We start from the raw sequence: 13015 nt of genomic DNA on the forward strand, positions 1-13015 counted from the left end.
GAATGAACATCGTATTCCGTGTCGATGCTTCAGCACAGATCGGCAGCGGTCACGTCATGCGCTGTCTGACGCTTGCCAAGCGATACCGCAGGGAAGGGCATACGGTCTCCTTCGTGATGCGGGCGCTCCCGTCGAACCTTATTACCTTCGTCGAGGAGGCGGGCTTTTCTGTTCACCCATTGCCGTATGTGAAATCATGGCAGATGCTTACGGGGTATCTTGCATGGCTGACCGTCACGCAGGAGCAGGACGCGCAGGAGACGACAGCTGTGCTGCGCACGATGGGACAGGTTGACCGCCTTGTGATTGACCACTATGCGCTCGATTTTGTGTGGGAAAGCATCTGTCGTCCGTACGTGCGTGAGATCATGGCAATCGATGATCTTGCGAATCGGCGACATGACTGCGATATCCTGCTCGATCAGAATTTCTATGAAAATGCGGCAGAGCGTTATATGGGACTTGTCTCTCATGAATGCCGACTGCTCCTTGGTCCCGCGCACGCTCTTCTGCGCGATGAATTCTATGAGATAAAGCCGCGCAGACGGACGGGAGAACTGCACAATATCCTTATCTTTTATGGCGGCAGCGATCTGACAGATGAGACGAGCAAAGCGCTTCGCGCACTGCTTTCAATGAATCTGCATGGTGTTGAAGTCGACGTTGTTGTAGGAAAAACGAATCCGCAAAAGAGGTGCGTTCGCAAACGATGTGCAGATCATGAGAACATCCGCTATCACTGTCAGGTCGAGAATATGGCGGAGCTGATGAATGCCGCAGACCTCTCGCTTGGCGCAGGAGGGACGACGACATGGGAACGTCTTGTCCTCGGACTGCCATCCATCGTAACCGCCATCGCCGACAATCAGATCGAGATCTGCGAGAACTGTGCGCGTGCAGGTCTGATCGACTACCTCGGATGCGCTGAGGCGGTGACAGAGGGGGATCTCGTTCGCGCCGTCACCGCCTTCCGTGAGGGAGGGGGGCAGCCTCTCGTACACTCCTTGATGCAGCACCGGAAGGCAGTGTTCTCTTCTTGACGAACAACAGCAATACGCTGCCGCTCCTTGCATGGATTGGAGAGCGGGCGAATGTTTGTCACTACAGTGGTGCACTGACTACTGCGATGCTGCACCGCCTGAAGCCGCAGTTTGTCGTCAGCTTCAACTATGTGCATCTCATCAAAGAAGATATTCTTCAACTGCTTGCGGGACGGTGGCTTGCGTGGGATATGACGATCACAGAGTTCAAGGAGAAATTTGTTCGTGGAAAACCTGAGATTTAATGCATTGACGAGACCCTTCATCATTGCAGAGATGAGCGGCAATCACAACCAATCCTTGGAGCGTGCGCTCCGCATTGTCGATGCGGCGGCAGAGACGGGGGTCGATGCGATCAAACTTCAAACCTATACGGCAGACACCATGACGCTTGACCTCAAGGATGGTGATTTCTTTATATCAAATCCCGAAAGTCTGTGGCATGGCTCCTCGCTCTATGAGCTCTACCAGAAGGCACATACGCCGTGGGAATGGCAGAAAAAAATATTTACACGGGCGCAGGAGCACGGCCTTATCTGTTTCAGCACACCGTTTGATGCGACGGCAGTTGATTTTCTCGAAGAACTGGGCACACCGTGCTATAAGATCGCATCGTTCGAGAACACCGATTTGCCGCTCATCCGCAAGGTAGCGCAAACAGGTAAGCCCCTTATTGTTTCAACGGGGATGGCGACGGTCGCGGAGCTGGATGAACTCGTGCGGACGGCACGGCAGAGCGGATGCGACGACATCACACTGCTCAAATGCACAAGCAGTTATCCTGCAACACCCGTAGGGTCAAATATCCTTACGATCCCACACATGAAGGAACTGTTTCGCTGTACGGTTGGACTGTCGGATCATACGCTCGGCATCGGGGCGGCCGTGGCGAGCATTGCGCTCGGTGCGACTGTGATCGAGAAGCACTTTACCCTCGCGCGTGCGGACGGTGGAGTGGATAGCGCGTTCTCTATGGAGCCGGAGGAGATGGCCCTGCTTGTGCGTGAATGTCGTGCGTCATGGGAGGCTCTCGGCGAGATCAGCTACGATGTGCAGCCGCAGGAGGAGAAGTCGCTCGCCTTTCGGCGCAGTCTTTACATTGTCGAGGATATGAAGGCGGGCGATGTGATTACGGCGGAGAATATGCGCGCGATTCGTCCCGGCTATGGACTTTCTCCGCGCTACTATGATGTTCTGCTCGGCAGACGGGTCGGATGCAATGTGCGGCGCGGCACGCCTCTCTCGTGGGATATGCTGGGGTAAAGTATGGAATTTACGAGGGCATCATGAAGAAGTATATCGTCACAGGTGCGGCGGGCTTTCTTGGCTGCAATCTCACAGAGCGGCTGATGCAGGAAGATGATGTGCATATCCATGCCGTCGTGCGTCCAAACTCACCTCATAATGCACGCCTTTTCCCGTCGGAGCAGTTGACGCTTGTTTCTGCCGACCTATCCGAATATGCACATCTTGATGAGAGAGTTGGGGAGCCTTGTGATGTGTTTTTCCATCTCGCATGGCAGGGCGGACGCTATGATTTTGCGGCTCAGTACGGGAATATCGCAGATACGCTCGGCGCCCTCGAAGCTGCTGCACGGCTCGGTTGTCGACGTTTTATCGCGACGGGCTCACAGGCGGAGTACGGACCGCAGAGCGCGCTTATCACGGAGGAGACGTGTCCGCAACCTGCCGATGCCTATGGTGCGGCAAAGCTTGCCGCGTGTGCGCTCTCGCGGCAGCGTGCGGCAGATCTCGGTATTGAGTGGATCTGGGGGCGTGTGTTCAGTCTCTATGGACAGTACGAACCGGAGGGACGTATGCTGCCTACACTCGTGAAGTCGCTGTGTGTGGGACAGCCGGTCACACTTTCCTCCTCGGCGGTGCAGAACTGGGACTATCTCTATGCGGCAGATGCTGCAGCTGCGCTCCTTGCACTTGCTAAACGAGGGCGTACAGGCGAGATTTATAACATTGCACATGGTTCCTACCGCCCTCTGCATGATTTTGTTGAGGTGGTGCGACGCGCCATTGACCTGAATGCATCCATCGCCTATGGCAAAGGCGCAGGCAATTTTTCCTTGCAACCATCGGTGGAAAAGATTCGCCGCGATACGGGGTGGCAGCCGACGACGGACTTTGTGGGTGGACTGCAAAGAGGATATGGGCTTTCATATTCTGATGAATAATCAATGTTGATGGATGGAGAGCAAAATGAGCGAGCAAGAGATGCGCGAAGAGATCCTTGCGCTTGTACGGAAGTATTGCGCGACGTATCATGTGCCAAAGGAGGAATTTGCGCCGGGCGACCGGCTGCCGTATGCGGCGCGTGTCTACGATCACGAGGAGATGGAGAATCTTGTAGAGAGTGCCCTTGAGTTCTGGCTGACGGCAGGGCACTACACGGACGAATTTGAGCGGGGGCTTGCCGCGTATCTTGGTGTAAAGTATTGTTCTCTCGTGAATTCTGGCTCGTCGGCGAACTTGCTCGCCTTTATGGCTCTTACGTCGCCGCTTCTCGGAGAACGCGCTGTCCGGCGTGGGGATGAGGTCATCACAGTGGCGGCGGGGTTTCCGACGACGGTCGCGCCCATCGTCCAGTACGGGGCTGTTCCCGTTTTCGTGGATGTGACACTGCCGACGTACAATGTGGATGTAAGTCTCCTTGCGCGTGCGCTTTCCCCACGCACCAAGGCAGTGATGATCGCGCATACGCTCGGCAATCCGTTCGACCTTGCGGCGGTGAAGTCATTCTGCGATGCACATAATCTCTGGCTCATCGAGGACAACTGCGATGCGCTTGGCTCGCAGTATACGATGGGCAGCGAGACTCGCTATACGGGGACGATCGGCGACATCGGCACATCGAGCTTCTACCCGCCGCATCACATGACGATGGGTGAGGGCGGCGCGGTCTACACCAATGATTCCCTCCTGCACCGCATTGTTCGCTCCATGCGGGACTGGGGACGGGACTGCGTATGTGCCTCGGGGCAGGATAACCTCTGCGGGCATCGCTTTGATCGGCAGGACGGGGAGCTGCCGCGCGGTTACGATCACAAATATGTATACGCGCACTTCGGATACAATCTCAAGGCGACGGACTTGCAGGCGGCGATCGGTGTGGCGCAGCTGAAGAAGCTGCCGTCCTTCGTCGAGCGACGCCGTCATAATTTCATGCGGCTGCGTGCAGCGCTTGCCGGTAGGGAGGAGTTTTTCATCCTGCCGGAGGCGACGGAGAATGCAGCCCCAAGCTGGTTCGGCTTCCTCCTGACCTGCCGCGAAGGGATCGACCGCACAGCTGTTGTGCGCCGCATCGAATCGAAGGGCATCCAGACGCGCATGCTCTTTGCAGGCAACCTGACGAAGCATCCCTGCTTTGATGAGATGCGTGCATCGGGCGAGGGCTATCGTATCGTGGGCGGCCTTGCAACGACTGACCGCATTATGAACGACACGTTCTGGCTTGGGGTCTATCCGGGGCTGACGGATGAGAAGATTGACTATATGGCGCAGGTGGTAGAGGGTTCCTTGCGCGGCAGATGACGGTGGCGGGGATTTATTGATGGGAGAGGGCTGTTGATGGCGGAAGTAAATTATGATGGGGCGGTGCGGCAGGTACGCGATTGGATTGCATCCGGTGCGCCGGAGGATCTTCAAAAGGCGGAGGACGTGCTGGAGCAGCTGCGCTCCGTCTACCCGAAGCGTCTCCCGTACATCGCGGCAGAGGTGGCGCTGCTGTTGGCGAAGGGGGCGCCTGCAGAGGACTGCCGCGTGCTGGTTGACTATGCCGTGCAGGAGTTTCATCCGCAGGAGGGACTCTCTGAGCTGTTTGCGCTAAAGGCCGAGACTTATCCCGAGGGAACGCCCGAGCGGCGACAACTGGTATTTCTGTCGGAATTTTATGCTTCTGGTGTACTGCCGCAGCGGGAATTTGTCGTACTAGATGAGATGAAGGCGCGGCTGCACGCGGGAACGATGGATGTGGACGGACTGCATGCACTTGCGGAGCAATACTATGTGACACGCAACCCTCTCCTTTCCTTTGTTCTGATGATGGCGTGGTGCCGTGAGATGGGGAAGCTGGAGGAGTATGAGCGTCATGTCCTGCACGATGCAGGACAGCTTTTTCCGCACCCCGCCTGCTATGGAAATGATGGCTATTTGGCGCATCTGCTTACGGACTGTGCTCCCCATACGTTCCTCGTCCTAATGGCGCCGGACGACGATGATATGCCCGTGCTTGCGATGGCACTGCGTCTGCTTTGCCGGCAGGTCATTCTCCTGTACGAGGACGATGAAATACGCGCGGCGCAGGATGTACAAGCCTATGCAGAGAACTGCGTGCAGGCAGCGGAAGCGGTTGGCGATGAAATCCATGTTACGGTGGGAAAATGCCGCACAGCAGTGGGCACAACGGTGGATGCCGTCCCCACTGTCATCCGGCTGCTCGCCCACAGTATTGAGCAGGAGGCTCCTCTCATTGTCTTTTCCACGGAGCGAAAAATGGCAGAGCTGCATGAAAAAACGGCACTGGCAGGGGACATCCAGCGCCTCTCTGGCTGTCTGCCGTCACCGTTCTCCTATGCACTCGCATACGCGTGGACGGGAAGCTACCTTCGCTATGTGAGCGACCTCTACGGGGAACCCGTCGAAGCACTGCTTTCGGCACCGGACACCTGCGATTTTTCGATTGTCATTCCCGTACGGAATGCAGCGGACACGCTGCGTCATACGCTTGCGACCTGCCTTGCAGTCGACTATGCGGGAGATTACGAGATTGTCCTGAGCGATAACTCGGACGCCGAATGTACGGCAGTGCGCGAACTCTGTGAGGAGATTGGTGACTCACGCATCCGCTACTATAGGACCCCGTTTCCACTCTCTCTGGACAAGAGCTTTGAGTTTGCCTATCTCCATGCACGCGGGGCATTTATCTTCTCCATTGGCGCGGATGATGGTGTCTGTCCATGGGCGCTGACCTATCTGAGAAACGCGCTGGACGAATTCCCGGACGAGCAGATTTTCAGCTGGGCACGGGGGTTCTACTCATGGCCGAATCTTGCGTTCTACCTACGCCGAATCGTCGATATTCCGCTCTATGATGTACAGCAGAGTACACGTTATGCGAGATTTGGTCTGGCGACGAATCGGGAGGACATCGTTCGGCGTGTTACCCACATCTTTTATTCGTTGCCGCTCCTCTATATTAACTCTGGATTCCGACGCAGCTATTTGTCGGAAATCCTGCATCGCACGGGCCGTGTGTTGGATGGGGCTTCACAGGACGGCTATATGTCGGTGGTGAACCTTTGCCTGAATGACCATGTGATACAAATCCAATGTCCGCTCACGATCGCCGGGCAGTCAGGACATTCGGTTGGTGTTCAATCGATTACATTTAAGGATGACCTTCTTAGAGAGGCAAAAGTGTGGAGTATACATCCACCCGTTCATGCGCAACGTGGATTTTATGTCATGCGTGACAATGAATGGAGGATTCCCGATGTTCCGTCGGCGGACAAAATTGTCTTTTATTTCAGCGTCATGCGTCTGAGGGATATGAACGTCATGGAATCGGCACTTGATGAGGAGGAGGTTCTGGCGTACGTTGCACAGTGCATCGATTCGACGGATCCCGCGTTCGAGCGGTATTATGGGCTGCTTCTCCATGCGGCATCCTTGTGCAGCAGTTCGCTGCACCAAAAGTTCTTGCAGCGCTATGCGGCGCTCTGCGAATCCCCTGTGCGTCAGGAGCGTCCCGTAGATCGGACGGTCATACCTCAGATCGGCTATGCGGCGGAAAGAGGGGTTCTTACGCTCGACGCCGACCAATTCGGCTGCCACACGATTGCCGATGCCGTTGCGCTCACGGCACGGATCCTGAATCTTTGAGGGGAACAAAAAAGACGCCTTTGGCGTCTTTTTTGTTGTCAGTGCTGCGGGCGGATGGTGATGAGAAAAGCAGTGGCATAGGCGGTGATCGGGATGGCGCAGAGGAGTCCGATGCTGCCGACGAGGGAGCGTACGATCTCGGTTGCGATCATGTTGAGGTTCATGATGTGCAGCAGCGGGATATCGGGCTGCGCGGAGATGAGAAGGATGAGCGGGAGTGCGCCGCCGATGTAGGCGAGGACGAGAGTGTTTGCCATGGTGCCCATGACATCACGCCCGACGTTCAGTCCAGAGGTGACGAGTGCCTGAAATTTCGTTCGTGGTGCGAGCTGTTTTATCTCGTACTGTGCAGAGGCGATCGAGACGGCGACATCCATGACGGCGCCGAGTGCGCCGAGGACAATGCCCGAAAAGAGCAGCTCGCGAAAGTCGACATCTTTCAGATAGAGCGCCTTGAGCATGCCCGCCTGCTCCTCGGAGACGCCTGTAAGGTAGGCAAAGTGTATGGCGAGCAGTGCGAGGAGGGAGGCGACGAGAATGCCGCCGATCGTTCCGATGATCGCGCCCGCAGATTTGACGTTGCGTCCGTTGACGACAAGCTGCGTCGCGAGTGTGATGACCGTGCCGATGAGGAGCGTCCAGAGGAGAATGTGGGAGGGGGCAAACAGGATGAGGGAGATGAGTCCCTTTGCGATGAGAAGAACGGCAAAGATAAGCGCGAGCAATGCCTTGACGCCGGTCATACCGCCGAAGAGAATCAGCAGCGCGGCAAAACCAATGAGCAGGAAGAGCATGGCGGGCAGTCGATCATAGTCGACGATGGCGTAGCTGCCGTTCTCTGCACGCACAATGATGTTTTCCCCCTCTGCGGGATGAATGTCAAAGGCGGGGTTGTTCAGCGTGCGATGTGTGATCGTTGTTTCCGTGCCTGTCGCCTCGCCCGAGTCGATGCGGATGCGTACGTCGTACTGCATCGCGCCTGGGGCAAACGCTGTGATCTCGTTCGGCATCTCCGCAGCACTCAGAATCTCCGCCTTGTATGTCGGCGGATCGCCGTCCTCACCGGCGGGAAGGTGAAAGAGGAGGAAGAGCAGGGCAGGAACGCCCAGGCAGACGGCAAGAACATGCGCGAAGCGCTGCGGATGAATTTTCATGAGAGTACACCTTTCGTGGGATATTAAGATGGTTTGAAATATCTTATAACGTGATAATGATATTTATATTAGTGTGAATCCAATAGTTATTCCTAATTACCGCGCGGCTATTGACATTACGGTCATTCTCACATATACTGAGAAAACAAGATGATTCCAGAGAGAGCAGCGGCGAAGCAGCCGAGGCTTTCACGGCGCAGGAATTGTCATCGCTGTATGTGATCCATCAAGGCTGCCGCATGGCAGTCTTTCTTTCCCCATGGATCCGGACGGTGTTCACTCAGTTCTGAGGCAAGGCGCCTAGATGCGAAATGCCCGTTCGGGCGATAGAACAGAGGAGGAATTATCATGTTCTCGAAGACAGATTTTTGGATCGGCCTTGCGGTCGGCGCGGTGGCAGGTATTTTCGGCTATCGCTTCATGCAGGAGCGCACGCAGCAGCTTGCCGCGCTCGAGGCAGGTCAGGCAGATCTCTCGCTGGCAGAGCTTCAGCGCCAGAAGGAGGAGCTTGAGGATCTGATTGCAGCGCAGTCTGCACAGACGGCTGAGCAGTAAGATCTGTACGGGGGGGCTGCTGCGCGGGTTCGCGCGCAGCCCCTTTTTTAAAAAAAGAAGCGTCGTTACGGCGTATGAATAAATAACCTTCGAAGAAGAAAGAGAGGGAGAGGGGCTTCCTATGAATATTTTTGATACGATTAAGAATGCGATTCCGCAGTCGGCGGTGGATGCGTTCATCCGTACGACGGACATCGCATCCTATATGCCGGGGCGCGTGCGCCTTTACAGCAAACAGATTGTGAACAACGCAGCACTTGAGCAGCAGGTGCGGGCACATCTTGCGAAATTCACGGAGATCGAGGGCGTGGAGGTGAACCTTGCGACCGGCTCGATCCTCATCACATACGAGCCGGAGCGTCTGCGCGCGAATGCCGAGCTGCGGCGTGTCGAGGACTATATGCGCACACATGCAAGGAGGAAGGCATCGTGAACTATATTTCAGGGCTGATGCTCGGCGCATCGATTGCGAATATGCTGCGGCAGTCACTTGGCTCTGCAGACAGTCATACAAATGAATCCTCCGTGCAGGGAGCGGGCGGTGGACGCGGCCGTTCTGCGTCCGGCTTTTCCTCTGCCGCCGGCGGACTTGCACTCGGGGGAGCGGCGCTCACGGGGCTTCTTGGCGGCGGACGGATGGGGGGCGGTGCTTCTCTCCTGTCAACGGGGCTGCTTGGCGGCGGCCGTGGGGGCGCCTCGTCCCCGCTCACAAGTCTGTTCAGCACGATGGGACGCGCCGGGGGGGCACAGCCCTTTTCATCAGGTGGGGGCGGCGGACGGATGGGAAGGCAGTCCGCTCAGGAGGAGGCATCTGCGTCTGCTCCTCTCCAGCCGCAGGCAAAGGCGACGACGGAGCCGCCCTTTACCTGCGTTCATGCCTCTCCGGGGCGTCGCCGCTATCGGACGCCGTATCTGACGAAGGAGTTTGCAGCGGTGCTTGAGGAGTGCCTTGCACGTCTCCCGTTCGTGCTGTCGGTGCGTGCAAATGCTGTTTCGGGCAGCATTCTGCTCACGTATCTGCCGGAGGATGAGGCGCATATCGTTGTGCTTGCAGAGGGGCTGCAAGCGATTTTTTCAGAGGGGCGCACTGCGCCGCCGCCTGCGACGCTTGCGCAGAGCGTGCGCCGTTCGGTGCATGATTTCAGTGGCTGGATCCAGCGGCATACGGGCGGTGCGCTCGACCTGAGTTCAGTCGTTGCGGGCATTTTCGTCCTGCGCGGGATTCGTCAGCTCGTCCTGACGAACAACACGCCGTCCGGCTCGCAGATGCTGTGGTGGGCACTGACGCTCATGAGAGGGTGGAAGGTATGAAACTGATCCATACACGCATTCGTCTGCGCGGACAGCTTCCACGTGTGGATGCCATGCGCCTTGCTGCGCGGATGCGCCGTTTCCCCGCTGTGACGGCAGCATCCGCGAGTGAGTCTCACGTCGATCTCTGGCACGAGGGGGCAATCCCCGTGCCGCGCATTCTTGCGGCGGCAGAGCGTGCCGTGCGGGAGAACGCGGACAAGGCGGTGACGCCGACGGAGCAGATGGCGGAGTTCCGGCGTGATGCCGTGATCTCACTCGCGAGTTTTGCAGCGATGGAGCTGCTGAAGCGCGGGGCGCCCGAACTCTTTGCCTCAATGACGGTGCTGCGCTCACTGCTTGTTCTGGGCATCTCGCGCAATTTCATCAAGACGGGAATCGGCGGTCTGATCAAGGATCGTCAGCCGAATGCAGACACGCTGACAACGACGGCGGTGATTGCCTCCGTGCTTGCGGGCAAGCCCGAGTCGAGCCTCATGCTGCTCGCACTCAGCAACGGTGCGGAGATGCTGACGAGCTATGCGGCAGAGAAGGCACGCACGCACATCTCGGGACTCCTCTCGCTCGGACAGCGCGATGTCTGGCTGGTTGAAATGACGCCGGACGGCGAGGTCGAGCGCAAGGTGCCCGTGGAGGAGGTTCGCCCCGGTGATACGATTGCCGTACACGCAGGCGAGAAGATTGCGATTGACGGGCGTGTGCTGCGCGGCGATGCGGCGGTGACACAGGCATCGATTACCGGTGAATCCGCGCCCGCGATGAAGCACGAGGGCGCGCCAGTCTATGCGGGCAGTGTGGTCGAGGCAGGCGAACTCGTCGTCGCGGTGGAAAAGGTGGGCGGCGATACCTCGCTCGCACACATTGTCCACCTGGTCGAGGAGGCACAGATGCGCCGTGCGCCCGTGCAGAATTTTGCCGATCAGATGGCAAACTATCTCGTGCCTGTGTCCTTCCTGGGCGCTGCGATTGTCTACGGTGCGACGCGCGACTGGGGGCGGGTGCTGAACCTGCTCTTCATTGATTTCTCCTGTGGACTCAAACTCTCGACTGCGACGGCGATGTCGGCATCCATCGCAGCCGCTGCCAAGCGCGGCATTCTCGTCAAGGGCGGCAACTATATCGAGGCGCTTGCCCGTACAGATACGGTGGTGCTGGACAAGACGGGGACGCTGACCGTCGGCGTGCCGGAGATCACGTTCATCCGTACGGCGGCGAATGTTGCGGAGAAGGAAGTGATTCTCCTCGCGGCATCGGCGGAGGAACATTCTGTGCATCCGCTTGCCGTGGCGATTCAAAAATACGTGGAGGAGCAGGCGTGGAAAACGCCGCAGCACCGCTCGTCGAAGACCATCGTGGCGCGTGGTATGCTCGCCGAGGTGCCGGACTTTGAAGGGTATTCGGGCGGTACGGTGCGCGTCGGCAGCCGCCGTTTCCTGAAGGAAAGCGGGGTCACAGACGAGGAGGATCTGATCGCTGCGGTACAGGGCAAGAATCTGCTCTATGTGGCGCGTGACACGAAGCTCATCGGCATTATCGGGATCGAGGATCCGATCCGTCCGAAGATGAAGAAGACCTTGAACCAGCTGCGCCGCTGCGGCGTGGATGAGATTGTCATGCTCACGGGTGATGCGAAGGCGGTCGCGGCAGATGTGGCGCGGGAGATGGATGTGGACTCCTATCATGCGGAGATCCTGCCCGAGGACAAGTCGCGCTACGTCAACCAGCTCAAGCAGCGTGGTACGGTTATGATGGTCGGCGATGGCATCAACGATGCGCCTGCGCTCGCATTTGCCGATGTCGGCGTCTCACTCGGCGGACGGCAGACGGACATTGCCGCGGAGTCCTCGGCGGTGACGATTCATGCGGAGGATCCGACACGGCTTGTGGATGCACTGCGGATCGGACAGCGGACAATGCACCTCGTGCACCAGAATTTCAAGGCGACGCTGCTCATCAACTCGTCGGCGATGCTGCTCGGTGCGCTGGGGGCAATCAGCCCGCTCGCGGCGGCGGCGATCCACAATACGGCGACGCTCGGTGTGGTGCTCAACAGCTGCCGTATCCTGACGCCGGAGGATGGACTCTTTGTGCGGCGCCAGCCGCGCTGAAGACGTGTGCCGATGCGTCTGCGCAGAACTATTGATTTTTCCCGCGTCCTGTTGTAAAATACGGGGGAATGAGGAGATAGTGTCGGATCATGCATCTACCGATCCGCTATTTGAGAGGAGTGTTTGATCAATGGCAGGAAAGATGAAGAACTGCTCAAGCTGCGGGAAGGTATTTGTTTCGATCAACAATGCGCGTATTTGCATGGATTGCCGTGCGAAGGAAGAGCAGTGGGAGAAGTCCATCGTCGACTACGTGCGCGACCATCCGAAGAGCAAGATCGGCGAGATCGTCGAGGCGACGGGCGTACAGGAGCCAGTGATCCGCCGTATGATCCGTGAGGGGCGCTTCGTTTCGACAGGGGTTGAACTTTACTACCCGTGTGAGAAATGCGGTTCGCCCATTCAGAAGGGGCAGTACTGTGAGAAGTGTCAGAAGGATATGCGTGACGAGCTGACCGCTGCGATTGCCAAGAAGGGCGGCGCGGGGAAAGGCTCTGGTACGGACGCTGGGGCGGGACGCCGCGGCTACGTGACCTTGAACGACAAATAGAACATAACACGGGCGCGTACTTGGGAAAATTTTCTTAAGTACGCGCTTCTTTTTTTCGATAAAGAATGTGAAAGGACTCCGACCTCTTTTCGGAGCAAAATCGTAGGTGGTGAAGAATATGTTGATCAGCAATCATACCGTTGCGGCAGTGAGCCGACTCTATGCGGGCAGCCAGCCGAGCGGAGTGCGCCGCGTGGATGCGCCGTCCGCAGTGCAGCGCCCGGATGCGCTTGAACTCTCCGGCGAGGCACAGCGTTTCGGTGATATTTTGCAGAAGCTGCAGGGATTGGATGATGTGCGTGCGGAGCGTGTGGATGCGCTGCGGGCGCGTGCAGAGAAGGGGGACTACGCCCCCGCCTCCTCGGACATCGCCATGAAGATGCTTGCGATGCGTTACTAACAGGG

The 13015-nt window shown here is 57.6% G+C and carries 13 protein-coding genes; 12 read left to right on the plus strand and 1 reads right to left on the minus strand.

Features of this window, described 5'->3' with window-relative positions:
* Positions 1-2: 2 nt before the first annotated feature.
* The 6 genes from pseG to C8273_RS02765 are packed head-to-tail and all read left to right on the plus strand — an operon-like array spanning position 3 to position 6932.
* Entirely contained in the window at positions 3-1040 is a 1038-nt protein-coding gene (gene pseG / locus C8273_RS02745) for a UDP-2,4-diacetamido-2,4,6-trideoxy-beta-L-altropyranose hydrolase (RefSeq protein ID WP_106626284.1), read from the plus strand.
* Positions 1037-1285, plus strand: a complete 249-nt coding sequence (locus C8273_RS12625; protein ID WP_159060733.1) for a hypothetical protein — start codon at positions 1037-1039, stop codon at positions 1283-1285. The genes pseG and C8273_RS12625 overlap by 4 nt, the downstream gene beginning before the upstream one ends.
* Positions 1266-2303: a pseudaminic acid synthase gene (pseI, locus tag C8273_RS02750; protein WP_106626285.1), complete on the plus strand. Its 1038-nt coding sequence runs from the start codon at positions 1266-1268 to the stop codon at positions 2301-2303. The genes C8273_RS12625 and pseI overlap by 20 nt, the downstream gene beginning before the upstream one ends.
* Before the next feature lie 23 nt (positions 2304-2326).
* Positions 2327-3226, plus strand: coding sequence for an NAD-dependent epimerase/dehydratase family protein (locus tag C8273_RS02755; RefSeq protein WP_106626286.1), 900 nt, complete (start codon positions 2327-2329; stop codon positions 3224-3226).
* Between the two features lie 25 nt (positions 3227-3251).
* Positions 3252-4583, plus strand: coding sequence for a lipopolysaccharide biosynthesis protein RfbH (gene rfbH, locus C8273_RS02760; RefSeq protein WP_106626287.1), 1332 nt, complete (start codon positions 3252-3254; stop codon positions 4581-4583).
* A 36-nt stretch (positions 4584-4619) separates the two neighbouring features.
* Positions 4620-6932, plus strand: coding sequence for a glycosyltransferase family 2 protein (locus C8273_RS02765; protein WP_106626288.1), 2313 nt, complete (start codon positions 4620-4622; stop codon positions 6930-6932).
* A 38-nt stretch (positions 6933-6970) separates the two neighbouring features.
* Here the strand turns inward: C8273_RS02765 and C8273_RS02770 are convergent, their stop codons facing one another.
* Positions 6971-8086 carry a YibE/F family protein gene (locus tag C8273_RS02770; protein WP_106626289.1) on the minus strand — a complete coding sequence of 372 codons (1116 nt, stop codon included), beginning with the start codon at positions 8084-8086 and terminating at the stop codon, positions 6971-6973.
* Between the two features lie 348 nt (positions 8087-8434).
* On the opposite strand from C8273_RS02770, the gene C8273_RS02775 reads away from it, so the two are divergent.
* From C8273_RS02775 to C8273_RS02800, 6 genes are all read left to right on the plus strand, one after another.
* A complete protein-coding gene (locus C8273_RS02775; RefSeq protein WP_021684674.1) occupies positions 8435-8641 on the plus strand; it encodes a hypothetical protein in 207 nt (68 codons plus the stop codon).
* Positions 8642-8762: 121 nt separating this feature from the next.
* Entirely contained in the window at positions 8763-9074 is a 312-nt protein-coding gene (locus C8273_RS02780) for an HMA2 domain-containing protein (RefSeq protein ID WP_106626290.1), read from the plus strand.
* 203 nt (positions 9075-9277) lie between these two features.
* A complete protein-coding gene (locus C8273_RS02785) occupies positions 9278-9952 on the plus strand; it encodes an HMA2 domain-containing protein (RefSeq protein ID WP_407695400.1) in 675 nt (224 codons plus the stop codon).
* The gene (locus C8273_RS02790) at positions 9949-12060 is read left to right on the plus strand and encodes a heavy metal translocating P-type ATPase (protein ID WP_106626292.1); all 2112 of its coding nucleotides are present in this window, start codon (positions 9949-9951) and stop codon (positions 12058-12060) included. Before C8273_RS02785 ends, C8273_RS02790 begins: the two co-directional genes overlap by 4 nt.
* A 130-nt stretch (positions 12061-12190) precedes the next feature.
* Positions 12191-12610 (plus strand): flagellar protein, encoded by a 420-nt coding sequence (locus C8273_RS02795; protein WP_106626293.1) that lies wholly within the window; start codon positions 12191-12193, stop codon positions 12608-12610.
* Positions 12611-12728: 118 nt separating this feature from the next.
* Positions 12729-13010, plus strand: coding sequence for a flagellar biosynthesis anti-sigma factor FlgM (locus C8273_RS02800; protein ID WP_106626294.1), 282 nt, complete (start codon positions 12729-12731; stop codon positions 13008-13010).
* Positions 13011-13015: the final 5 nt, after the last annotated feature.

The sequence above is a fragment of the Candidatus Centipeda massiliensis genome, from assembly GCF_900290285.1.
Taxonomy (GTDB): domain Bacteria; phylum Bacillota; class Negativicutes; order Selenomonadales; family Selenomonadaceae; genus Centipeda; species Centipeda massiliensis.